Genomic DNA, 22,598 nt, shown 5'->3' with positions numbered 1-22,598 from the left:
GAGACGCTGCCTGCGATTGCGGAGTGGGACAGCGTGGCCGCTTTTGCCTCTCCTGTGATGCCTAGGGAGCATTAACCGATGCGGCGGTCGCATCAGCGGCCTTCTGGTTCCCCGCGCCCCCGAGGCGGCGGGGCAGTCCGAGAGCGATGAGCGCACCGATCACGGCGACTGCCGCCAGGACCCCCAGGGTGCCGCTCATCGCGGGGACGAAGGTCTCGTCACTGACGTGTCGTCCGCTCCCGTCGGCCTCGTCTCCGAGGGTCATCAGCGCGGTTGCCGCGGCGATCCCCACGGCGGGGCCGATGTTGATCGCGGTCTGCTGGAGTCCTCCGGCCACGCCGGCGGTGTGCACGGACGCGTGGTGCACGATGACGGCGGTGGCAGCGACCATCACCGTGCCGAATCCCGCGCCGAGGAGGAGGAAGCCGCTGCCGAGCGCCACGGTCGTGGCGGTCCGGCCCAGCCCGGAGAGGACGAGGATCCCGAGCGCGAGCAGCACCATCGCAGTCACGGCCGTCCGGCGCGTACCGAACCGGCGGAGCACAACGGCCGAGACTGGGGCGCCCAGCACCATGGCCGCGGGACCCGGAAGCGCCGCCAGGCTGCACTGCAGCGGATCCATGCCGAGGACGTCCTGCAGGTAGTAGGAGCCCACGAAGAGCGCACCGAACATCGACGCCGATGCGGTGAGCAGAACGGCGAGCGAGGAGAAGATCGGCGCCGAGCCGATCACATCGGGGGGGACGAGGGGGCGTGGAGTGCGCCGCTCGTGCCGGCTCAACGCGACTGCGGCGGCCGTGGCCACGGCACCTGCCGCCGCGGTTGCCCACGTCCGACGGTGGTCGGGACTCTCGACGATGGCGTACACCAGGCACACCAAGGCGATCGCGAGAAGGCCGGTGCCCGGCAGGTCGAGTCCCGTGGAGCTCCGGGGCATGGGCACTCGGACGGTGAGGGCGAGCACTCCGATGGCGAGTGCGGGAACGACGTTGAGGAGGAAGACGGCTCGCCAGCCCAGCTCGGTGGTGAGCACTCCGCCGATGACCGGGCCAACGGCGGCCGATGCGGCCATGGCGCTGGTGCGCAGGGCGATGGGCATGCCGAGCCCATCGCGGGGGTAGGCGGCGCGCAGCATGCCCAGCGTGGCTGGTTGGAGCAGCGCGCCGAAGATTCCCTGTGCGACGCGCAGGCCGATCACCCAGCCGACACCCGGAGCGAGGCCGATCCCTGCCGACGTGGCAGCGAAGCCCAGCGTTCCGGCAGCGAAGATCTGCCGGTGGCCGTACCGGTCACCGAGGCGGCCGGTGAAGACGAGCAGGCTCGCCACGGCGATGAGATAGCCGGTACTGGTCCACTGGACCTCTGCGAACGAGGCATGCAATTCCCGCTGCATGGTGGGCTGCACGACGGTCAGCACGGTTCCGTCCAGGGCGACCACCGCGGCACCGGTGATGCTGCAGGCGAGCGCGGTACGCCGATGAGCGGCTGTGGTCATCCGTTCTCCGGGCCGAGGTGAGCGTCGAGCGCGGCCAGCAGCAGCGGATCGACATCGTCGAGTTCCGTGACGAGCGGGAGGCTGCCCCACATCCACAGCTGGGCGATGCCGTGCAGGTTCGCCCAGAGCGCGCCCGCGACAACGGATGCCGTCCTGCCCGAGGCCTCTTCGGCAGCCGCATCGCACCGCAACCGCGCCCTGGTCACGAGGTCGACGAGAAGGGCGAAGAGCGGAAGGCTCTTCTCGCGCAAGCCGAGACGGTTGCTTTCCAGCAGGTCATGACGGCACATCAATTCGAACATGCCGCGGTTGGTGAACGCGAAGTCGAGATAGGCCCGGCCGAGCGCCGCCAGCTGGGAGCGGGGATCCGCCCGGCCGTCCCCGACCGTCTCTGCGGCCCTGTCGGCCAGAGCGTCGAAGCCGCGCCGCGCGATGGCGGACAACAGCTCCAGATGGGTCGGGAAGTAACGGCGTGGCGCTCCGTGCGAGACCCCCGCCCGTCGTGCGATCTCACGCAAGGTCAGTGCTTGCAGGCCCTCGCTGGACACCAGATCCACGCCGACATCGACCAACCGGGCACGCAGACCCGCCTCGTGCTCAGACATAGACACTGTCTACCACAGGGAGTAGACAGTGTCTACGCCGTGATCGTTCAGCCCCTCCCGCCCGTGGGGCCCCCGACGACGGTGAGCACCGCGAGGTCGGCGGCCGAGCGTCGGCGCAACCGGTGCCGCTTGCCCATGTCAGACCTCCTCCCGCATCAGCCGCAGATAGCACACCGAGAACAGCGCCCCGACGAGGAGGAGCAGAAGGGCCACCGCCGTGCCGTAGCCGATCAGGCTGTTTTTGAAGGCCTGCTCGTACATGAACAGCGGAAGGGTTTGGCTGCGGTTTCCGGGGCCGCCGCGGGTCATCGCCCAGATGAGTCCGAAGACAGAGAGTGTCTGGAGCGTGTTGAGCATCAGGTTGGTGCCGATCGCCCGGCGGATCATGGGTAGGGTCAGACGCCACAGCCGCTGTACGGTGTTCGCCCCGTCCACCTGGGCGGACTCGGTGACTTCGGAGGGAATCTCGCTCAGCGCGGCCGAGTAGACGAGCATGGAGAACGCTGTGCCGCGCCAGACGTTGGCGATGGACACCGCGAGGATGGGGAGGGTGAACAGCCAGTCCTGGCCGGGCAGATGGAGCCAGGACAGGATGGTGTTGAGCGTGCCCTCGTCACGGAAGAAGGCGTAGAGCAGAAAGCCCGCCACCACCTCGGGCAGAACCCAGGCCACGATGACGACCGCGCCGGTGAGGAAGCGTACGGGCCGGGACGCACGCTGCATCAGCACGGCCAGGGTCAAGCCCAGCACGTTCTGTCCGAGGGCCGACGACACGATCGTGAAGACCAGCGTCAGCCACACGGCGTTGCGGAAATTGTCGTCATCGAAGGCCCGGCGGAAGTTGTCGAAGCCAATGAACGACGCCGACGCCTGCCCCGAGAGCTGCGTATCGGTGAACGCGATGTAGACGCAGTACGCGATCGGCCCGGCGAGAAAGAGCAACAGCAGCACGGTCGCCGGGCCGATCGCCAGCCAGCGCCAGCGCGGCAGGTGTCTGGCCCTGGCTGCTTCGGTCACTTCTCGATGACCGCCCCGCGAGTGATCGACTTCAGCTGCTTGTCATAGGCGTCCGCCGCCTTCTCAACCGAGGCATCCCCCGTGGTGACCGACTCCATCGCCTCCTGGATGGCGGTGGACACCTGTGGATAGGCGGGAAGCGTCGGCCGGTAGTGGGTGTGCTCCACCAGGGAGGTGAAGAATTTGAGGCCGGGCATCGAGCCCGTATACGCCTTGTCCTCCGCGACATCTTTGCGTACCGCGATGTTCGCGCTGGCGACGTTGTAGGCGACGGAGTTGCGCTTGGTGCCGAGAACCTCGATGAATTCCCAGGCCAGTTCGGGATTCTTGGCCTTGGCCGGGATCGCCCAGGTCCAGCCGCCCGACATGCTCACCGCGCCAGGCGACTGCCCGTTCTGGGTCGGCATCGGCGCCTGCCCCAGCACCTTGTCCCACTGCTTCCACGGGGCAGCGCCGGACTTGATCCAAGTCCCGCCCAGCCACGACCCGTCCAGCGCGATCGCCAGCTTGCCCTGGGGCAACCACTCCCCGGTCACCCAGGTGTACACATTCGGATCCAGCGCGTCGGGGACCTTCGGCCCGAGCTTCTCGTGGTACACGGTCCTGACGAAGTTCAGCGCGTCCCGGAAACCTTTGCTGCCGGACACCCACTTCTTGTTCTCTGCGTCGTAGAGCGGGTCCTTGCCGGTGCCGTAGAGCAGCATCTCGAAGGTCTGCATCGTGGCCGCCTCGCCCTGACTCTTGCCGGTGTAGACGTTCAGCGGGGTGACACCCGGCACTTTCTTCTTGACGGTCCGGGCGGCGTCCAGGACATCGTCCCAGCTCTTCGGCTGCCAGTTCCTCGGCAGCCCGGCCTTGGCGAAGATGTCCTTGTTGAACCACAGCCCCCGGGTATCGGTGCCGTCCGGGATGCCATAGGTCTTGCCGTCCTGCGCCTTGGCCGCCGTCTTGGCGGTGTCGACGTACTTGTCCCACTCCGGCCAGTCCTTGAGATAGCCATCGAGCGGGCGCAGCAGTCCAGCGGTGATGTCGGCGTTGATGAGGAAGGTGTCCTCGTAGACCAGGTCCGGGGCGGTCTTTGGCGAGCGCATCAACTGCTGGACCTTGGTGTAGTAGTCCGCGGGCGCCGCTTTGATCGGGAGCAGCTTGACCTTCTTGTCTGGGTATCTCTCCTCGAACTGCTTCTTCACCCGTGCCAGATGGTTGTCCATGGTCCTGGCCTTGTTGTCCAAGGACTGTTGGAACACCACTCGGACGGTGTGCGCATCGCTGCCGGATCCGCTGCCGCATGCGGTGAGTAGGGTGCCGACCAGGGCAGTGCTGAGCGCGAGGGGCAATAAGGTTGTGGGGCGCAAGATCATCTCCTGAAGCGGCCGACGCTGGATCGGTCAGGTGACCGTCCGTACACCTTTCCTGACTGGTGGCCAGGGGGTGACTCATAGTGGGGGGAAAGAGCCTGCCGGGGAAGGGGACGTTCCGGGCCGTTGGGCATTGTCCGGATGCACGGTCGCGGCAGCGCGACCCCGTTGTGCGCCCCCTGGCCATGCCTGGCTGCTTCTGACATACGCCCACACAGCGCGGGAAATTTGCCGGCGCGTCTAAAATCGCCCGGCAAGATCCGTACCCCAGAAGACGAGGTCGGACGAGTCAGGTCAAGGATGATGGGGTGGGACCGCGGTGGCGGTGGAGTTCGGGGTGCTGGGCAGCATCGAGGCGCGCGTCGACGGTCAGCTCGTCGAACTTGGTCCCGCGCGGCAGCGGCTGCTGCTGGCCGCCTTGCTGGTCGACCTCAACCAGGAGGTGTCGATCGACGAGCTGGCGGAGCGGATCTGGGGGACGGAACAGGCCCAGCGGGGCACCTTGTACGGCTATCTGTCCCGGCTGCGGCGGGCGTTGGCCGCGGCGGAGGGTGTGGAGATCACCCGCAGGCCGGCCGGGTATGTGCTGGCCGCCGATCCGGCCGTGGTCGATCTGCACCGGTTCCGCGATCTGGTCGGCCGGGCTCGTACGGTGCGGGACGACGGGCAAGCCGCGAACCTGTTCGGGCAGGCTTTGGAGTTGTGGCGGGGCGAGGCCCTGGCCACGGTGGACACCGCATGGGCGGGCATGGTGCGCGAGGAGTTGCACCACGAACGGCTGGCGGCCGAGCTGGACCGGACCGAGGTGCGGCTGCGCCTGGGTCAGCATGCCGAGCTGCTCGCAGGCCTGCGAGTTCGGGCGGGACAGCATCCGTCGGATGAGCGTTTGGCCAGGCAGCTGATGCTGGCTCTGTACCGGTGCGGGCGTACCGCGGAGGCACTGACGCACTACCAGCACACCCAAAAGGTCCTGGCCCAGGAACTGGGGATCACCCCCTGCCCAGAGCTGCAGCAGCTGCACCAGCAGATCCTCACCGGCGACCCCGCCCTCACCCCCGGAGTCGGAGTGGCTGCCGGGTCGGCTCCGGTGCAGGCGGCTTCACCGGTGCCGCGACAGTTGCCCGCGCCCCCGGCGTTGTTCACCGGCCGGGACAGGGAACTGGCCGCGCTCACGACCGCGCTGGCCGGGGCGGACGGGCCGGGCGAGGTGGGGGGCACGGTAGTGGTCTCGGCGATCGGCGGGATCGGCGGGATCGGCAAGACCTGCCTGGCCCTGCGCTGGGCCCACCAGCACCTGGACCGCTTCGGCGACGGGCAGCTGTACATCAACCTGCGCGGCTTCGACCCCAGCGGGGAACCGCTGGCCCCCTCGGTGGTCATCCGCGGCTTCCTCGACGCTCTCGGCGTGGCGTCAGAGGCGGTGCCCGCTGACCCCGATGCCCAAGCGGCGTTGTATCGCAGCCTCATGGCGGGCAAGCGGATGCTGGTGATGCTGGACAACGCCAGCGATGCCACCCAGGTGGCCCCGCTGCTGCCGGGCAGCCCCAGTTGTACGGTCCTGGTTACCAGCCGCCACCAGCTCGTCGGCCTGACCACCACGCACGGCACCCAGCCTCTCGCCCTGGACACGCTGCCAGAAGCCGAGGCCCGTCAGTTACTCGCCCGCCACCTGGGAACCGACCGACTGGCTGCCGAGCCTGATGCGGTGGCGGCGCTGCTGAGGCACTGCGCGGGTCTCCCCATGGCGTTGAGCATCGTGGCGGCCCGTGCCGCCACCCGGCCGGGGCTTCCCCTGGCCCATCTCGCGGAGGAACTGGCCCAGGCCGACGCCCGGCTGGACGCGCTGGACGCCGGGGACCTCAGCGCCGACCTCCGCGCGGTCTTCGCCTCCTCCTACCACACCCTGAACACCGCGGCAGCCCGCGCCTTCGCCCTGCTCGGACTGGCCCCCGGCCCCGACATCAGCCTGCACGCGGCCGCCAATCTTACCGGGACCACCTCCGACCGCACTCGAGTGCTTCTGCGCACCCTGGAGACCGCCCACCTGGTCCAGCAGCACACCCCCGACCGCTACCGTATGCACGACCTGGTGCGCCTCTACGCCGCCGAACGCGGCCACGACCTGGACGAGGCGGACCGGACAGGAGCGCTGCGGCGGCTGCTCGACTTCTATTTGCACACCGCGTACCACGCCAACCGGCTGCTCTACCCGCACTGGACGATCCGGCTGGAACCAGGCACGCCCGCCGACGGCTGCACCCCCCACCGGTGTGCGGACGTAGCAGAAGCGCAAGCGTGGTTCCGGGCCGAACTCCCCTGCCTGCAAGCCGCTCCCCGGCTCGCCCGCGCCCTCGGCTGGCACACCCTGACCTGGCAGCTGCCCGAGGCACTGTTCAACATCCGGATGAGGCAAGGCCGTCTCGGTGAGGATCTGGCGATCTGGCGGACCGCGATCGAGGCCGCCCAACGGCTGGACGACCCGGCCGCCCATGCGGTGGCCCGCCTGCGTCTGGGACAGGCCTGCATGCTGACAGGCCGTTACGACGAGGCCCATGCCCAGCTGGAGCAAACCCTGCCCCTGTTCGAACACACCGGTGACATCCTGGGGCAGGGCCAGACCCACTTCTGGCTCGGTTGGACCTGGGTGAGGCAAGGTGAGCCCCAGCAGGCGCTGCTGTGTCACGGGCGTGCTCTGGACCACTACCGGGCCGTCGGCGACGCCCTGCATGAGGCCGGTGCCCTCAACGCCATCGGGTGGTGCCATGCCCGGCTGGGCCGTCATGAACAGGCCCACGGCTACTGCGAGCAGGCCCTGGCCATCAACCGGGCCGAAGGCGACCGCTATGGCGAGGCTCTCAACCTGGAGAGCCTGGGCTATATCGCCCATCAGCGTGGCCAGCACCGGCAGGCCCTCGAGTACTACCACCAGGCCCTCACCCTGGTCCGGGAGGCGGATACCACCTTGGACGAACCCGAGGTTCTGGAGTATCTCGGCGGTACCCACCACGCCCTGGGCCAGCATGCCGAGGCCCGCCGGGCCTGGCGGCGGGCCCTGGAGCTGTACCTGATCCAGCACCGCACCCCACAAGCCGCACACATCCAGCAACAACTCGACACCCTCAACGACACCGAATCCGACGCAGATCCGCCCGCCCGGGCCGAGTAACGGTCGCGAAAGGGGGCGGGGCTGCCGCGGGACACCCGAGGCAGGGGCCGGTCCGACGGATGACATGCCGTACACGTGCGACATGCCGTACACGTGCGGGGGCCACAGCTACCACCGGCGAACTGCGTCGGGCGCAACTTGATCCCATGCAGGGCCAATCCGAGCAGGCCCCGGGTGTCGACACCCGCATGTTCAACATGCTGGTGCGCGACATCCGCGCCCTGGGTGAAGGCGCCGCCGAACTCGAGCAACGTCGGCGCAGTTTGCAGTACCTCACCCTCACCCTCAGCCCGCGCCGCCTCGTCCTCAACCGAATCTGGAAATGATCAGCGCTTGGAACACCTCACTCGGCCCGGGCGGGCGGATCTGCGTCGGATTCGGTGTCGTTGAGGGTGTCGAGTTGTTGCTGGATGTGTGCGGCTTGTGGGGTGCGGTGCTGGATCAGGTACAGCTCCAGGGCCCGCCGCCAGGCCCGGCGGGCCTCGGCGTGCTGGCCCAAAGCATGGTGAACATCGCCGATGCACCCCAGGATCTTGGCTTCACTCCAGGTGGCGTCGGCCTCCCGGACCAGGGTGAGGGCCTGGTGGTAGTACTCGAGGGCCTGCCGGTGCTGGCCACGCTGATGGGCGATATAGCCCAGGCTCTCCAGGTTGAGAGCCTCGCCGTAGCGGTCACCTTCGGCCCGGTTGATGGCCAGGGCCTGCTCGCAGTAGCCGTGGGCCTGTTCATGGCGGCCCAGCCGGGCATGGCACCACCCGATGGTGTTGAGGGCTCCGGCCTCATGCAGGGCGTCGCCGACGGCCCGGTAGTGGTCCAGAGCACGCCCGTGCCACAGCAGCGCCTGCTGGGGCTCACCTTGCTGCTCCCACGTTATGCCGAGCCAGAAGTGGGTCTGGCCCTGCCCCAGAAGGTCACCGGTGTGTTCGAACAGGGCTATGGTCTGTTCCAGATGGGAGCGGGCCTCGTCGTAACGGCCTGTCAGGCTGCAGGCCTGTCCGAGGCGCAGGCGGGCCACCGCATGGGCGGCCGGGTCGCCCAGCCGTTGGGCGGCCTCTACCGCGGTCCGCCAGATCGCCAGATCCTCACCGAGACGGCCTTGCCTCATCCGGATGTTGAACAGTGCCTCGGGCAGCTGCCAGGTCAGGGTGTGCCAGCCGAGGGCGCGGGCGAGCCGGGGAGCGGCTTGCAGGCAGGGGAGTTCGGCCCGGAACCACGCTTGCGCTTCTGCTACGTCCGCACACCGGTGGGGGGTGCAGCCGTCGGCGGGCGTGCCTGGTTCCAGCCGGATCGTCCAGTGCGGGTAGAGCAGCCGGTTGGCGTGGTACGCGGTGTGCAAATAGAAGTCGAGCAGCCGCCGCAGCGCTCCTGTCCGGTCCGCCTCGTCCAGGTCGTGGCCGCGTTCGGCGGCGTAGAGGCGCACCAGGTCGTGCATACGGTAGCGGTCGGGGGTGTGCTGCTGGACCAGGTGGGCGGTCTCCAGGGTGCGCAGAAGTACCCGGGTGCGGGCGGGGGTGGTCCCGGTGAGGCTCGCGGCCGCGTGCAGGCTGATGTCGGGGCCGGGGACGAGTCCGAGCAGGGCGAAGGCGCGGGCTGCCGCGGTGTTCAGGGTGTGGTAGGAGGAGGCGAAGACCGCGCGGAGGTCGGCGCTGAGGTCCCCGGCGTCCAGCGCGTCCAGCCGGGCGCTGGCCTGGGCCAGTTCCTCCGCGAGATGGGCCAGGGGAAGCCCCGGCCGGGCGACTGCGCGGGCGGCGAGGATGCTCAGGGCCAGGGGCAGGCCCGCGCAGTGCCTCAGCAGCGCCGCCACCGCATCAGGCTCGGCAGCCAGTCGGTCGGTTCCCAGGTGGCGGGCGAGTAACTGACGGGCCTCGGCTTCTGGCAGCGTGTCCAGGGCGAGAGGCTGGGTGCCGTGCGTGGCGGTCAGGCCGACGAGCTGGTGGCGGCTGGTGACCAGGACCGTACAACTCGGGCTGCCGGGCAGCAGCGGAACTACCTGGGCGGTGTCGCGGGCGTTGTCCAGCATCACCAGCATCCGCTTGCCCGCCACCAGACTGCGATACAACGCCGCTTGGGCATCGGGGTCAGCGGGCACCGCCTCTGACGCCACGCCGAGAGCGTCGAGGAAGCCGCGGATGACCACCGAGGGGGCCAGCGGTTCCCCGCTGGGGTCGAAGCCGCGCAGGTTGATGTACAGCTGCCCGTCGCCGAAGCGGTCCAGGTGCTGGTGGGCCCAGCGCAGGGCGAGGTACGTCTTGCCGATCCCGCCGATCCCGCCGATCGCCGAGACCACCACCGTGCCCCCCACCCCGTCCGGGGTCGTTTCGGCGGGCGCCGCGGACAGCCGCGCCAGTTCCCGGCTCCGGCCGGTGAACAACGCCGGGGGCGCGGGCAACTGTCGCGGCACCGGTGAAGCCGGGGCCACACCCGCGCCGGGAGTCAGGGCGGTGTCCTTGGTAAGGATCTGCCGGTGCAACCGTCGCAGTTCCGGGCCGGGGTCGATGCCCAGTTCCTCGGCCAGCCGCCGCTGGGTGTGCTGGTAGTGCGTCAGCGCCTCCGCGGTACGCCCGCACCGGTACAGAGCCAGCATCAGCTGCCTGGCCAAACGCTCGTCCCAGGGGTGTTCTTTGGTCCGCGCTCGCAGGCCTGCGAGCAGCTCGGCATGCTGACCCAGGCGCAGCCGCACCTCGGTCCGGTCCAGCTCGGCCGCCAGCCGTTCGTGGTGCAACTCCTCGCGCACCATGCCCGCCCATGCGGTGTCCACCGTGGCCAGGGCCTCGCCCCGCCACAACTCCAAAGCCTGCCCGAACAGGTTCGCGGCTTGCCCGTCGTCCCGCACCGTACGAGCCCGGCCGACCAGATCGCGGAACCGGTGCAGATCGACCACGGCCGGATCGGCGGCCAGCACATACCCGGCCGGCCTGCGGGTGATCTCCACACCCTCCGCCGCGGCCAACGCCCGCCGCAGCCGGGACAGATAGCCGTACAAGGTGCCCCGCTGGGCCTGTTCCGTCCCCCAGATCCGTTCCGCCAGCTCGTCGATCGATACCTCCTGGTTGAGGTTGACCAGCAAGGCGGCCAGCAGCCGCTGCCGCGCAGTACCAAGCTCGACGAGCTGACGGTCGACGCGCGCCTCGATGCTGCCCAGCACCCTGAACTCCACCACCACTGCTCCACCCCGGCTTCTGTGACCTGGAATGTCCCTCGGACAGCAAACTCGGCAAGAGAAGGCTCCGCTGGGCAATTGCACAACAACAACGCGGGGCCCATGGGCGCGTCGGGGCGCAGCAGAGCGCGATCAGGAGGTGAGGGAAGCGCAGCAGTTCCCTCGCGCCCCTGTGGACGCGCCGCCCGGCCGTGACGGGGCTGGCGCCCCTGGGGCCCCGGGGCGGTCCCAGGAGCGCTGGCATCCTGGACCCTGGCTTCGCCGCTTACGACCCTGACAACCTCCTGCGAGGCGTGCAAGGGCTTAGCAAGAACCGTACAAGGCCGTCCGTCCACCTGTGCTGTATCACTGGGTAATGGATGCCGACGAACCGCACCGGGCGCGGCCTGACTGGACGCGGGTCGACGGGGTGAAGGCGTTTGCTGGAGCCTGCGGAAAACGTTCCTATGGATCAGCACGCATCCGTCGAGAATGCAGAGGTGGGACGCCAGGGACGCTGGGATTTCAAATGCATACTCCCCGGCCGAACCCATTCTACGTCTGAGGAGCCGCAATGACCGGGACTGGTGCCGGCCATCTCTGGAGAAAGAACACTCTGCGTTCGACCACTCCACGGCAGGCCCAGTTAGGCCCCATCCCGGTCGACCACCATATCGAGACCCTCCCCAAAGCCGCCCGCGATCTGGTGGCGAAGCAACTGCCTCGATGGGGACTGACCGCTCTGGTCGAAGATGCTCAGACCGTGGCCAGTGAGCTGGTCACCAACGCTGTCAAATGCATCCCATGCGGGACTATCGGTTTTACTTTGAAGTACAACGGCGATGCGCTGTGTGTCGAGGTCGAAGACGACTCTCCTGCTGAGCCTGTACTGCGGCAAGCGAGCAGTGAAGAGGAAGGTGGGCGGGGACTGCAGTTGGTGAAGTTCCTCTCCGACACGTGGGGGTTTCGCAAGAACCCCCACGGCACCAAAACGACGTGGTGCTCGTTCCGCACGAGCTCCGCAGCCGACAGCGACCGCAACTGATCTGTGACCGCCGCTGTTTGGGGGTGCGGGGCTTCCAACACCGCTCCAGAGGTGGCTGCTCAGGTCCTTGTGTGATGGGTCCTCTTCGTGAGTCGCGACCTTCCCGGAGCCCGCGTCAGTCGAGGAGGCGGGCGAATGGCTCGTCATCGACGAGTCGATTCTGCTCGCCTTCGCCGGGCATACCGCCGCGGTGACCACGTTCTCGCCGCTTCGAATGAACAACCGCAGAGGGCCGGACAAGGCCCCTCCCCTTCGTTGGCCGCCGGGAGAGTCGGGGAATGAAATTTCGTAACCCGCCTACACGAAAGCGTAATATGCCATACGCGCCCATTGCCCAGGTTGCGTGAAGTAGGGAACGTGTAAGAGCCGGGGGTGGTCCGCCGGCTGTAATTATCTTGATGCGCTCGGTGAGATCGCCCGAAGCATTCCAGGGATTTTTTCGGAACCGAGGGGGCGTGACTCCTTCGCACGTATGATGCATCCGGTCCACATAGCGTCAGAGTATATGCATGCTGCATTCACGCAAAAGTGGGTGCAGTAAGTTGTATTCCCTTCAATTACTGCATCTTGCAAACTCCTTGGAGGAGGGAATGCAGAACCGTTTTCCTGCCCGGTGTGGCCTTCCGCGACGACCGCGCGGGAGGCGGGGTGCAGGCAGCAAGGAACAGGTGAGGGCACGTGGAGTTTTGCTTACTGGGTCCCTTGGAAGTCTTTCGTGACGGCGCACTGGTGCCGGTGAGAGGGATCACCAAACGTGCGACGCTTGCGTATCTGCTCATCCACGCCAATCGCGTCGTGGCGACGAGCGGGCTGCTCGACGCGTTGTGGCCGGGCGACACCCCCCTGACGGCACGGAAGATGCTCCAGAACGCCGTTTCGGACCTGCGCCGGGTGTTGTCCGCCGACACCTGCGCCGCTGACCGGGCAATGCTGCTGACCCATACTCCCGGGTATCTGCTCCGGGTCGACGCCGACTGTGTCGACCTGTTCCGCTACCGGCATCTAGTCGATCAGGGGCGAGCCGACCTGACTGCCGGGGGGTATGAGTCGGCGGCCCGCGTGCTGCGGGAGGCGCTGGCGCTGTGGCGGGGCCCGGCACTGGCCGACCTGGTCGAGAACGGGGTCGCCTGGCCGGAACTGGCCGCCTTGGAGAATGCGCGGCTGGACGCGCTGGAGGACTGCATCGAGGCCGAGTTGGGGTCCGGACGCCACAACGAAGTGCTCGGTGAACTGGAGGCGCTCGTCGCCACGGAGCCGTCCAGGGAGCGGCTGTGCGGCCAGCTCATGCTGGCGCTGTACCGCTGCGGCCGGCAGACCGACGCGCTCGCGGCCTACCGCAGCGCCCGGACCCAGCTCGTCGAGCGCTACGGCCTCGAACCCGGCCCTGAATTACAGAGGTTGGAGCAGGCGATCCTGTGCCACGCCCCGGAGCTGGACGCCCCGACGCGGTCGGCGCCCTCTGGAACCGCAGATGTCGAGCCGGACACGGCCGAGGTGCGGCCCGCCGCGATCGCGGGCCCCGTCACGGTGACAGGAGGGGGCGGCGAGCCGGCGGTGCACCGCGGACCAGAGCGCAAACAGATCAGCGCCGTTCTGGTGTGGGCCCGTTCGAGTGCCGGGGACGACAGGCAGGACCCGGCGGGCGTCGACGACGTCCTGAGGGAGGTGGAGTCGGCTGTCCGCGAGGAGTGTGAGCGTTTCGGCGGATCTGTCGGGAGCACCCTGGGGTCGGTCTTCTCGGCGCTGTTCGGAGTGGCCGACACCAGTGAGGACCATGCGGTACGGGCGGTGCAGGCAGGGTTGGCGATCCGCGACCGGCTCGGTGCCCGCGACTCCGGAGCCGCGACCCGGGGTCCTGGAACTGCCGGGCGCGCACATGTCGCGGTGGTCACCGGCGACGCCTTCGTACGGGTGCAGCCCGAGGACGCGACCGCCCCGCCCACGGTGACCGGTGGTGTGCTGGACCGATGTCTCCGGCTGCTCGCACTGGTGCCTCCAGGAGAGGTGCGGGTCTGTGAGGCCACCCGGCGGGCGAGCGAGATCGGCATCGCCTACCGGGTCGGTCCGGAGCCACCCAGGGGATGGGAAGCGCTGCAGCCCCGGCGGGCGGAGCGGGTCAAGGGCGGCAGCCCTGAGGACAAGCCACCCGGGGAGCGGAGAGTAGCCCGGGAGCGCAGCGAGCGCCTCGCTACTCCTTCCGCTGCGGAGAACGACGAGGTGACCCGTCCGGTGCCCGAGGACCCACCCGCCCCACGGCCGGCCTGGCACCGCGGGTCTGGACAGGCCTGGGCGGGTCCCTGCCCGCCCCCGTTTTCCGGCCCCGCCGGGGGCGGGGACCGTGCGCACCGATGATCGCGCGATCGCTCAGCGATCCCCAGTGGGAAAGCTGGGCGGAGACAGTTGCTGGCGATCACATCGCTCCGTCTCCTCCGCTGTCTGCTCGATCCGTGTCATAGCAATCCGCAGCAGGGGCGGTGCCATGACCGAGGTGGCGATCGCGACCAGCACGATCACCGTGTAGGTTGCGGTATTCAGCACGCCAAGCCGCAGGCCGATCATGGCGACGATCACCTCGACGACGCCGCGGGCGTTCATTCCGGCCCCGAGGGCGAGAGCCTCCCAGTTGCCCAGTCCGCTGGTACGCGCCCCGACGTAGGCCCCGGCGAACTTGCCAACCACCGCGACGAGGAGAACGACCGCCGCGGTGGCGAGGACCGCTGGTCGGCCCAGCGCGGTGAGATCCATCCGCAGGCCCGCCGTGGCGAAGAACAGCGGGGCGAAGACGACCAGGGTGACGGTGCGCAGCGGCGCCAGCCGGGCCGGGTCCGGCCTGCCGTACTTGCCGATCAGAACCCCACAGACGAATGCCCCGAAGGCCGCTTCCAGATGGAGGGCCTGGGTCCCCGCCGCACTGAGCAGGATCAGTGTCATGGCCGTGGCGATGGTGGGCGTCACGTCGGCTGCTCCGTTGGTCAACCGGAAGAGAGGCCGGATCAGGCTCCGCCCGGCCACGGCCGCGAGGAGGAGCACGCCGGCCAGCGAGATCAGCGCGGACAGCACCGCTCCGCCGGTTAATCCCGTGGTGGCCATGGCCGAGATCAACGACAGCATCATCCAGCCGAAGGCGTCGTCGACCATGCCCGCGGTCAGCGTAAGTTGGCCGATGTCGCGGTGCATCAGGTTCATGTCCATGAGGGTTTTGGCGATGACCGGGATGGCGCTGACGCACATGGCGACCCCGAGGAAGAGAGCGACCACGGTCCGGTCCGCGCCGTCCGGGGTGAGCGAGCGGGGTAGCCAGTAGCCGGTCGCCGTGCCGAGGGCCAGGGGGATGATCAGCCCGAACCCGCTGACCCTGGCCGCGGTCAGCCCCTGGCGGCGCACCAGAGCGGCATCGAGGTGGACCCCGGTGAGACCCACCAGAAGCAGCACACCAATCTGCCCGACCGCGTCCAGGAGGTGCATCTGCTCGGGGTCCGTGGGGAACAGCCACCACGACACTTCGGGCAGCATGAGCTGCAGCAGCGTCGGACCGAGCACGATGCCCACGCACAACTCGCCGACGACGGAAGGCATGGCGCACTTCATGGCGAGCCTTCCCATCGCGTGGGCCAGGGCCAGGAGCAGGCCGACCTGGAGCAGGAATATCAACGACTGGGTGGCCGGCAGGGGTTCCACAGGCGTCTGGGCGAACATGGTGACAGCCTCCGAAGGACGGGTTTCACGGGGTGGCGACGGGCCGGCCAGTGACCGGCTGCCTCCTTACCCGACGACTGCTCAGCGCAGGCGCTCCTCGACCGCAGGCAGCGCTTCGTGGGGCAACAGGCCGGCGCCCGCGGCGAGGTGCGCGGCGCGCCCCGCCAGGGCGCGATAGGTCGGCAGCAGCTCAGGGGCCTGCCGGCCCAGCACGTCGAGGTGCCGGCCGATCGTGCGTACGTCCCCTCGGGCGACCGGTCCGGTCAGGGCCGCGGCGCCGTGCTGCAGCGCGTTGGACAGCGAGGCGCGCAGCAGGGGCTCGATCAGGCGTTCCGCCGAGTCGATGCCGGCACCGCGCAGCAGGTTCACGCAGTCGCTGACCAGCGCAAGGAGGTGGTTGGCGCCGTGCGCGAGGGCCGCGTGGTACAGGGGCCGCGCCGCCTCCGGAATCCGCACCGGCTCGGAGCCCAACTGCCGTACGAGGTCCTCACCGATGCGGGCCGTGGCGTCGTCGGCCGCCGTGACCCCGAACGCGCATGACGCCAGCCGTTCCAGGTCCTCGGCGCCGCCGGTGAACGTCATCGCGGGGTGCAGGGCCACCGGCAGGGCGCCCGACGCTGCGGCGGGTTCGAGCACGCCGACGCCGTGCACGCCCGACGTGTGCAGCACGATCTGGCCGGTGCGCAGTGAACCGTTGCCTGCCAGGTCACCGACGACCTCGGCGAGCACGTCGTCCGGCACGGCCAGCAGCAACAGGTCGCAGCGCCTGGCCACGCCGTCGGAGTCCGCCCGCGCGACGCCGGGCAGCAACTGATCGGCTCGGCGCCGGGAGTTCGGGCTAGCGGCGCGCACAGCCGAGACCGGGTGTCCCCCGCGCGCGAGGGCCGCGCCGAGGACGGCGCCGACGCGTCCGGCGGAAACGATGCCGGCCCGAAGCCGCTGGAGCTCCGCTACTGGTATGACCTCCATGGCCTCAGATCACCGTCCGCGCGCGTGCCGTGCCTCAGGCGGATATGCGGCGGCCGGAACGGACGCGATCGCCCTGCCGGGCGCTCCCGTCGCGCCCTCGACCTTGAGTGGCAGAAAGCAGAACCACGCGCCCCGCGGCGGGAGGCGGTCCAGCGCGGTCAGGCACTCGATGAACACGGCTCCGCGGCCGAGGCCGGCCACGTGGACCGCTTGCCCGAGGTCGCCGTGGGCGGGCCCGATGGACGGCGCGTCGGTGCCGATGCAGCGCACCCCTCGCTCAAGCAGCAGTTCCACCGCCGCCACATCCGGCGCCGGCCAGGCCGGTCGGCTGCCCCTGACGGCATCCCCCAGGTAGGCCTCACCGGCCCGCCCCCGCTGGTAGTGGCGGTCCCAGCCGGTGTGCAGCAGGAGGATGTCGGCGCTGCCGAGTCGTCCGTGCGCGTCCTCCCAGGACTCGATCGAGGCGGGCGTGACCAGCGGGCTGACCCCGGCTTCCGTCCCCTCCGGGAGGTCGGTCAGGTCGATGACGGCCGCGGGACCGATCGTCTGGCTGAGCGGTATGCCGTCGGCGGAGACGGCGGCGGCGGGCCCGCTGTGCGCGAGGCCCGATCCCGGTGGTGGGATGAAGTGGCTCGGCGCGTCGACGTGGGTACCGGTGTGCTCGTCGATGGCCATCCAGCGGGTCGCGTACGGGCCGGTCCGGTTGCGCACCGTCGCGGCCGGATCGCGCTGGTCCCGGAACCAGTTCCACGTCTTGTGCTGGAACGGCTGGTGCGTCGGCCAGTAACAGGGCAGGTCCTCGGCGATGAGCAGGGTGAGATCGACGAACTCGTGCGTGTGCCCGCCGAACGGAGAACCGGCGGGCACGCGCGACCCCTCGAGGGCCGTGCCCCCGTCCTCACGAACCGGATTCATAGCTGCTCATCACCCTCTCGGGGAACAGGCCCAACGCCGTTGCCTTGTTGATCGCCTGGATCCTGGAGGCGACGCCGAGCTTGGTGTAGATGTTGGTGAGATGCCTTTTGACGGTGCCGCCTGAGATGTAGAGGCTGGAGGCGATCTGGGCGCTGGTCATGCCCTGGGCGACCAGTGCGATGATCTCCAGCTCTCGCGTGGAGAGCAGGCTGTCGACTGGCCGGTGCAGGTTGTTGAGGGCCCGCGGAGTCCCGGAGAAGAGCACGCTCTCCCGGCCGTTTCCCACCGCACGGATCACCGAGAGCATCTCCACCCTGGTGGCGTTCTTGAGTACGTAGGCGCGGGCGCCCGCGGTGGCCACCCGCGTGACCAGCCGCGGCTCCTCCTTCTCGGTGAAGACGATCGCCCTGGAGGCGGGTGCGGCACGGCCGAGGGCGCGCAGGATCCACGCCGGGTCCGGCTGCGGGACGGAGACGTCCACCACGACGACGTCCGGCTTTTCCTGGGCCGCCGCCACGACGGCGGACTCGGCGGTGTCGGTCTGCCCGACGACGACGAGGTCGTCCTCGGCGGAGCAGATCTCGGCCAGCCCCTCCCGGAACAGCGCGTGATGGTCGACGAGAAGTAGCGTGAGGGGCCGTTGCGTTTGTTCTTCGCTCATACTTGCTCCGCTTGACCATGTTTGCTCTGCTTGACGTCACACGATCTTGTGCAGCCAGCCGTACGTGTCCGGAACCAGCCCGTTCTGCACCGCTGACAGCCGTGCTTCCAACTCACGGGTGACCGGCCCGGATCCGCCGTTACCGATCAGCCAGGAGCCCTTCGGCGAGCGCACCCGCCCGATCGGACTGATCCGCGCGGCAGTGCCGCACGCGAAGGTCTCCGTGATCCGCCCGTCGCGAGCTCCATCGCGCCAGTCGGTGAACGAGACCGGCCGCTGGACGGCCGGCAAGCCCAGGTCGCCGGCCAGGGTCATCAGGCAGTCCCGCGTCACCCCCGCCAGCAGGGTGCCGGTGAGCGGCGGGGTCACGAGCCGGGCCTGCGACTCCCGCCCGAACACGAAGAACAGGTTCATCGCGCTCATCTCCTCGACCCAGCTGCGGCTGGCCGAGTCGAGCCAGACCACCTGGTCGCAGCCGTTCTCCTCGGCCTCGGCCTGTGCGCGGTACGCTGCGGCGTAGTTGCCCGCGTACTTGGCCGCTCCGGTGCCGCCGGTCGCCGCCCGCGAGTACCCCTCGCTCACCCACACGGACAGCGCACCGGTGTCGTTGCCGAGCAGCGCCTCCGCGACGCAGGCGATGAGCAGGAACCGGTACGTCCGTGCGGGCCGAAGCCCGATGAACGGCTCGGTCGCGAACATGACCGGCCGCAGGTACAGCGTGATGCCGAGATCGTCGGGGATCCAGGGCTCGTCGCATCGGACCAATTCCTCCACGGCGGCGACGAAGAGGTCCTCGGGCAGTTCGGGCATCATCAGCCGGCGCGCGGATTCCCGGAAGCGGCGGGCGTGTGCGTCCGGCCGGAAGGCATGCACACCGCCGTCCCTCGCCCGGAACACGCGAAGCCCTTCGAAGATGCTCTGTGCGTAGTGGAGAGCGGCCGTTGCGGGATCGAACGGCACCGGACCGTAGGGCATCACCTGCTCGTCCCGCCATCGGCCGTCCGCGTACTGGATCGAGACCATGTGTTCCGTGAAGACGGAGCCGAAGCCCGGTCGGGACATGCGGGCGCGGCGTTGTTTCGCAGTCATCGCGGGCGTGGTTCTGGTGATCTCGAACAACGACTTACGTCGATTGCGTGTCGGCCCGCGTGCGACGGAATCCAGGTTCATCCGCTGACTCATTTCCGCTGGGAAGTCGAATTCCGAGGGCAGGGGCCGGCCGAGTGTGGACTGCACGGCCCTCTTCCGATCGAAGCAGAGCAGCGCGGCGTGCGGTATGGCGTAACTGGCCGGTCGTTATCACGCGACTGGGATGCCGGCCTTCGAGCCGTCCGGTCCGCCGCACGGCACAGGATACGAGCTGTGCCAATACGTGATGTGGCTCGTTCGGCGGGGCCGCTACGCTCCCAGGCCCCGTGAATAACCGGTCCAGGAGAGGAATTCGCTTTGACCGCCGATGCACAGCCCCATCATCCGGCCATCGACCTCACCGAAGTGCGAACGGAGTTGAACACCGCGCTGCTGTCCGACATCCTCGACGACCTCGGCCATACCAGGCAGTGTCTGGAGGCCGGGATCGCGCCGATCGCCCCGGACCAGGTGCTGGCCGGCTTCGCGTTTTCCGTGCTGATCCAACGGGTGTACGACCCTTCGGGCGCGCCGTACGAGGGCGTGATCACGGCCGTGGATGAGCTGTCCACCGACGACGTCGTGGTCATCCCGACCGGTCGTGCCACCGATTTCGCGGTATGGGGTGAGCTGTTGTCGGCTGCCGCGCACGCGCGCGGTGCGGCCGGTGTCCTCACCGACGGCCTGGTCCGGGATACGCGCGCCATCCGGGCGCTCGGGCTCCCTGTCCTGGCCGGCGGTTCCGGTCCGCGGGACTCCAAGGGCAGGCAGGAGACCGTGGCACACCGCGTAGCGGTGCGGATCGACGGCGTGCGCATCGAACCGGGTGACCTGGTCTTCGGCGACGCCGACGGCGCCGTGGTAATTCCATGCCGGCTCGCCGAGAAAGTGGTGGCGGCGGCGCTCGACAAGGCGCGTGCCGAGCGTGGGTTGCTGCGCGCGCTGACATCCGGAACGCCGATGACGAAGGCCTTCAAGAATTTCGGGGTGCTGTAAGCGCCCTGCGCGCGCGATGTCGGCGCGGCGAATACGCCATACCGTCTGCATGGGCCCTCTGCTTGACTTCACGTCAGCCGGACAAGCCGCCGCAAGCATGAGCGGCCGGTTCGTGGCTTGTCGCCCACATCACGGGCCGCTGCTTCCGATGAAGCGCTGGAATTCACAACCGAAATGGAGCCCCATCATGACCAATTCTGCCGGAGCTTCCGCCGACGAGACGGTGGCGCCTTACGGCTCGGGTGGCCGCAGCGCCGCGCTGACCAAACAGGTCCGGATCCACCATCTCCGCGAGATGAAGGAGCGGAGCGAGCCCTGGCCCATGCTCACCACCTATGACATGTACTCGGCCGCGATTTTCGAAGAAGCCGGAATCCCGGTGCTGCTCGTCGGCGACTCCGCATCGAACAACGTGTACGGATACGAGACGTCCTTGCCCGTCACCGTCGACGAGCTGGTTCCCCTGGTACGCGCGGTGACCCGCTCGACGAAACGCGCGCTGGTGGTCGCGGATCTGCCGTTCGGCTCGTACCAGGTGTCGCCGGAGCAGGCGGTCAGGACGTCGGTGCGATTCATGAAGGAAGGGCGGTCGCACGCGGTGAAACTGGAGGGCGGGCGGCGTTTTGCCCCACACGTCGAGGCCGTCGTCGCCGCGGGAGTACCGGTGATGGGTCATCTCGGCTTCACCCCGCAGAGCGAGCACAACCTGGGGGGCTACCGCATACAGGGCCGAGGATCGGCTGCAGCGGGTCTGGTCGAGGACGCGCTGGCGCTGCAGCGGGCGGGCGCCTTCGCGGTCGTGCTGGAGATGGTGCCGGCGGAAACCGCCAAACAGATCACACACGAACTGTCGATTCCCACGGTCGGGATCGGGGCCGGGCCGGACTGCGATGCGCAGGTCCTGGTCTGGCAGGACATGACCGGCCTGCGCACCGGGCGCGTACCGCGTTTCGTGAAGCGGTACGCAGACCTCGCGCACGTGCTCGGCACAGCGGCCGCGCAGTATGCCGGAGAAGTGCGCAGCAGGCAGTTCCCGGCCGCAGAACACTGCTTCCACTGAGAGCCAGGGGTCCCCGTATGAATTCCCGAGAGGTCGACCAGTTCCTGACCGAGAACGCGATCGACACCGTCGAACTGGCCATCGTGGACACGATGGGAGCGCTGCGCGGGAAGCGGCTTCCGGCTTCGGCGTTCCGGCGCGGGCACGAGCCCGAGGTGTGCCTTTCCGGGGCCGTGTTCTGCCTCGACTACTCCCTGGATCTGGTGCACGACGACACCTACAACTGGGTGACCGGCTACCCCGACGTGTTCCTGCGCGCCGATTTCTCCACGCTGCGGGTTGTGCCATGGCGCCCGGGCACCGCGCTGGTCTTCTGCGACGTCGTCGACGCGAACGGAGCGATGGTGCCGTTCCATCCGCGCTACGTTCTGCGGCAGGCGGAGGAGCAGTGCCTGGCCGACGGGCTGGTGCCGCGCGTGGGCTTGGAGACGGAGTTCTACCTGCTGGACCGGGACACCCTGCGGCCGCGCCGCGACCGGATCCCCGTCTACAGCCTGCACGACAACTCCTACCTCGATCCCGTGGTGACCGACGTCCGAACGGCCCTGGAGACATCCGGGATCGAGATCGAGGCGTTCGAGGCCGAGTACGGCCCGGGGCAGGTCGAGATCAACCTGAGGTACGCGGGCGCGGTCGCCGCGGCGGACAACCTGATGTTCTTCCGTTACGCGGCGAAGGAGATCGCGGCCCGGCACGGCTACCTGGCGACGTTCATGGCCAAGCCGCTCAGCGACGCGGCCGGCAGCGGCCTGCACGTGCACCAGAGCCTGTGGTCCGACGACACCGGCCAGAACGTGTTCTGGGACGCCGGCAAGGGGGAGTTGAGCGCTGCGGCGAAGGCGTACCTGGCCGGACTGCTGTCTCACTGTGCCGAGACACACCTGGTGGCCGTGCCCACGCCCAACGGATACAAGAGGACCGTCGCCCATTCCTTCGCTCCCACCCATCTGACCTGGGGGATCGACAATCGCAGCGCGGCCGTACGCGCCCTGGTCCGCGACCGGGACGCCACCCGGCTCGAACACCGGGTCGCGACGGCGGACGCCAACCCGTACCTGACTGTCGCGACGCAGATCGTCGCCGGACTGACCGGCATGACCAAGCAACTCGAACTGGACCCTGCCGTCCGCTCCGACGCCAACGAGCCGTCGGGGGCGGATCCGCTGCCCGGCCATATCGAGGACGCGGTCGCGCGGCTGCGCGGAAGCGAGTTCGTGAGGTCGGTGCTGGGCCCGGAGCTGGTGGAAATCCTGTGCCGGCTCGGCATGGGGGAAACGGCGGCACAGAACCTCGAGGTCAGCGACTGGGAACGGTCGCGTTACCTCGAAGCGGTCTGAAGCCACCCATC

The 22,598-nt window shown here is 68.9% G+C and carries 17 protein-coding genes; 7 read left to right on the top strand and 10 right to left on the bottom strand.

Annotated features, from left to right (window positions below; genetic code table 11):
* Positions 1-61: 61 nt before the first annotated feature.
* The 4 genes from ACTWP8_RS33220 to ACTWP8_RS33205 form a co-directional block, all read right to left on the bottom strand.
* The gene (locus ACTWP8_RS33220; protein WP_443325795.1) at positions 62-1,495 is read right to left on the bottom strand and encodes an MFS transporter; all 1,434 of its coding nucleotides are present in this window, start codon (positions 1,493-1,495) and stop codon (positions 62-64) included.
* A complete protein-coding gene (locus tag ACTWP8_RS33215; protein ID WP_443325794.1) occupies positions 1,492-2,100 on the bottom strand; it encodes a TetR/AcrR family transcriptional regulator in 609 nt (202 codons plus the stop codon). Before ACTWP8_RS33215 ends, ACTWP8_RS33220 begins: the two co-directional genes overlap by 4 nt.
* Positions 2,101-2,238: 138 nt before the next feature.
* Positions 2,239-3,117 (bottom strand): carbohydrate ABC transporter permease, encoded by an 879-nt coding sequence (locus tag ACTWP8_RS33210; RefSeq protein ID WP_443325793.1) that lies wholly within the window; start codon positions 3,115-3,117, stop codon positions 2,239-2,241.
* A complete protein-coding gene (locus tag ACTWP8_RS33205; protein ID WP_443325792.1) occupies positions 3,114-4,478 on the bottom strand; it encodes an extracellular solute-binding protein in 1,365 nt (454 codons plus the stop codon). Before ACTWP8_RS33205 ends, ACTWP8_RS33210 begins: the two co-directional genes overlap by 4 nt.
* Positions 4,479-4,794: 316 nt before the next feature.
* Here ACTWP8_RS33205 and ACTWP8_RS33200 point away from each other — a divergent pair, with 316 nt between their 5' ends.
* Both ACTWP8_RS33200 and ACTWP8_RS33195 read left to right on the top strand, forming a co-directional pair.
* The gene (locus ACTWP8_RS33200) at positions 4,795-7,641 is read left to right on the top strand and encodes a BTAD domain-containing putative transcriptional regulator (protein ID WP_443325791.1); all 2,847 of its coding nucleotides are present in this window, start codon (positions 4,795-4,797) and stop codon (positions 7,639-7,641) included.
* Between the two features lie 146 nt (positions 7,642-7,787).
* Entirely contained in the window at positions 7,788-7,967 is a 180-nt protein-coding gene (locus ACTWP8_RS33195) for a hypothetical protein (protein ID WP_443325790.1), read from the top strand.
* Positions 7,968-7,984: 17 nt separating this feature from the next.
* Here the strand turns inward: ACTWP8_RS33195 and ACTWP8_RS33190 are convergent, their stop codons facing one another.
* Entirely contained in the window at positions 7,985-10,801 is a 2,817-nt protein-coding gene (locus tag ACTWP8_RS33190) for a BTAD domain-containing putative transcriptional regulator (protein ID WP_443325789.1), read from the bottom strand.
* 553 nt (positions 10,802-11,354) lie between these two features.
* On the opposite strand from ACTWP8_RS33190, the gene ACTWP8_RS33185 reads away from it, so the two are divergent.
* Together ACTWP8_RS33185 and ACTWP8_RS33180 are read left to right on the top strand one after the other, a co-directional pair.
* On the top strand, positions 11,355-11,825 hold the full coding sequence (locus ACTWP8_RS33185; RefSeq protein ID WP_443325788.1) for an ATP-binding protein: 471 nt from the start codon (positions 11,355-11,357) through the stop codon (positions 11,823-11,825).
* Positions 11,826-12,527: 702 nt separating this feature from the next.
* Positions 12,528-14,177, top strand: coding sequence for a BTAD domain-containing putative transcriptional regulator (locus ACTWP8_RS33180; protein ID WP_443325787.1), 1,650 nt, complete (start codon positions 12,528-12,530; stop codon positions 14,175-14,177).
* A 12-nt stretch (positions 14,178-14,189) separates the two neighbouring features.
* Here ACTWP8_RS33180 and ACTWP8_RS33175 read toward each other — a convergent pair whose 3' ends face one another.
* The 5 genes from ACTWP8_RS33175 to ACTWP8_RS33155 all read right to left on the bottom strand — a co-directional run bounded on the left by ACTWP8_RS33175 (position 14,190) and on the right by ACTWP8_RS33155 (position 19,155).
* Positions 14,190-15,521: a cation:proton antiporter gene (locus tag ACTWP8_RS33175; protein ID WP_443325786.1), complete on the bottom strand. Its 1,332-nt coding sequence runs from the start codon at positions 15,519-15,521 to the stop codon at positions 14,190-14,192.
* A gap of 81 nt (positions 15,522-15,602) precedes the next feature.
* Positions 15,603-16,490: a Rossmann-like and DUF2520 domain-containing protein gene (locus tag ACTWP8_RS33170; protein ID WP_443325785.1), complete on the bottom strand. Its 888-nt coding sequence runs from the start codon at positions 16,488-16,490 to the stop codon at positions 15,603-15,605.
* A 9-nt stretch (positions 16,491-16,499) separates the two neighbouring features.
* Positions 16,500-17,405, bottom strand: a complete 906-nt coding sequence (locus ACTWP8_RS33165; RefSeq protein WP_443325784.1) for a cyclase family protein — start codon at positions 17,403-17,405, stop codon at positions 16,500-16,502.
* Positions 17,389-18,066 (bottom strand): LuxR C-terminal-related transcriptional regulator, encoded by a 678-nt coding sequence (locus ACTWP8_RS33160; protein WP_443325783.1) that lies wholly within the window; start codon positions 18,064-18,066, stop codon positions 17,389-17,391. Before ACTWP8_RS33160 ends, ACTWP8_RS33165 begins: the two co-directional genes overlap by 17 nt.
* Before the next feature lie 36 nt (positions 18,067-18,102).
* A complete protein-coding gene (locus tag ACTWP8_RS33155; RefSeq protein ID WP_443325782.1) occupies positions 18,103-19,155 on the bottom strand; it encodes a branched-chain amino acid aminotransferase in 1,053 nt (350 codons plus the stop codon).
* A 357-nt stretch (positions 19,156-19,512) separates the two neighbouring features.
* On the opposite strand from ACTWP8_RS33155, the gene ACTWP8_RS33150 reads away from it, so the two are divergent.
* From ACTWP8_RS33150 to ACTWP8_RS33140, 3 genes are all read left to right on the top strand, one after another.
* On the top strand, positions 19,513-20,190 hold the full coding sequence (locus ACTWP8_RS33150; protein WP_443325781.1) for an RraA family protein: 678 nt from the start codon (positions 19,513-19,515) through the stop codon (positions 20,188-20,190).
* Positions 20,191-20,377: 187 nt separating this feature from the next.
* Positions 20,378-21,250, top strand: a complete 873-nt coding sequence (gene panB, locus ACTWP8_RS33145) for a 3-methyl-2-oxobutanoate hydroxymethyltransferase (RefSeq protein ID WP_443325813.1) — start codon at positions 20,378-20,380, stop codon at positions 21,248-21,250.
* Between the two features lie 17 nt (positions 21,251-21,267).
* Positions 21,268-22,587 carry a glutamine synthetase family protein gene (locus tag ACTWP8_RS33140; RefSeq protein WP_443325780.1) on the top strand — a complete coding sequence of 440 codons (1,320 nt, stop codon included), beginning with the start codon at positions 21,268-21,270 and terminating at the stop codon, positions 22,585-22,587.
* The last annotated feature ends 11 nt before the right edge of the window (positions 22,588-22,598 follow it).

Source organism: Streptomyces sp. 7N604 (genome assembly GCF_052245475.1).
Classification (GTDB): domain Bacteria; phylum Actinomycetota; class Actinomycetes; order Streptomycetales; family Streptomycetaceae; genus Streptomyces.
The sequence above is the reverse complement of the archived record's forward strand: the minus strand, read 5'-3'. Positions and strand labels throughout refer to the sequence as shown.

Bases quoted from the DNA above. Each gene is read 5' to 3' on its own strand.
- ACTWP8_RS33155 (WP_443325782.1), bottom strand. From the start codon at position 19,155: ATGACTGCGAAACAACGCCGCGCCCGCATGTCCCGACCGGGCTTCGGC.
- ACTWP8_RS33215 (WP_443325794.1), bottom strand. From the start codon at position 2,100: ATGTCTGAGCACGAGGCGGGTCTGCGTGCCCGGTTGGTCGATGTCGGC.
- ACTWP8_RS33160 (WP_443325783.1), bottom strand. From the start codon at position 18,066: ATGAGCGAAGAACAAACGCAACGGCCCCTCACGCTACTTCTCGTCGAC.
- ACTWP8_RS33205 (WP_443325792.1), bottom strand. From the start codon at position 4,478: ATGATCTTGCGCCCCACAACCTTATTGCCCCTCGCGCTCAGCACTGCC.
- panB (WP_443325813.1), top strand. From the start codon at position 20,378: ATGACCAATTCTGCCGGAGCTTCCGCCGACGAGACGGTGGCGCCTTAC.
- ACTWP8_RS33140 (WP_443325780.1), top strand. From the start codon at position 21,268: ATGAATTCCCGAGAGGTCGACCAGTTCCTGACCGAGAACGCGATCGAC.
- ACTWP8_RS33220 (WP_443325795.1), bottom strand. From the start codon at position 1,495: ATGACCACAGCCGCTCATCGGCGTACCGCGCTCGCCTGCAGCATCACC.
- ACTWP8_RS33175 (WP_443325786.1), bottom strand. From the start codon at position 15,521: ATGTTCGCCCAGACGCCTGTGGAACCCCTGCCGGCCACCCAGTCGTTG.
- ACTWP8_RS33165 (WP_443325784.1), bottom strand. From the start codon at position 17,405: ATGAATCCGGTTCGTGAGGACGGGGGCACGGCCCTCGAGGGGTCGCGC.
- ACTWP8_RS33185 (WP_443325788.1), top strand. From the start codon at position 11,355: ATGACCGGGACTGGTGCCGGCCATCTCTGGAGAAAGAACACTCTGCGT.
- ACTWP8_RS33170 (WP_443325785.1), bottom strand. From the start codon at position 16,490: ATGGAGGTCATACCAGTAGCGGAGCTCCAGCGGCTTCGGGCCGGCATC.
- ACTWP8_RS33195 (WP_443325790.1), top strand. From the start codon at position 7,788: ATGCAGGGCCAATCCGAGCAGGCCCCGGGTGTCGACACCCGCATGTTC.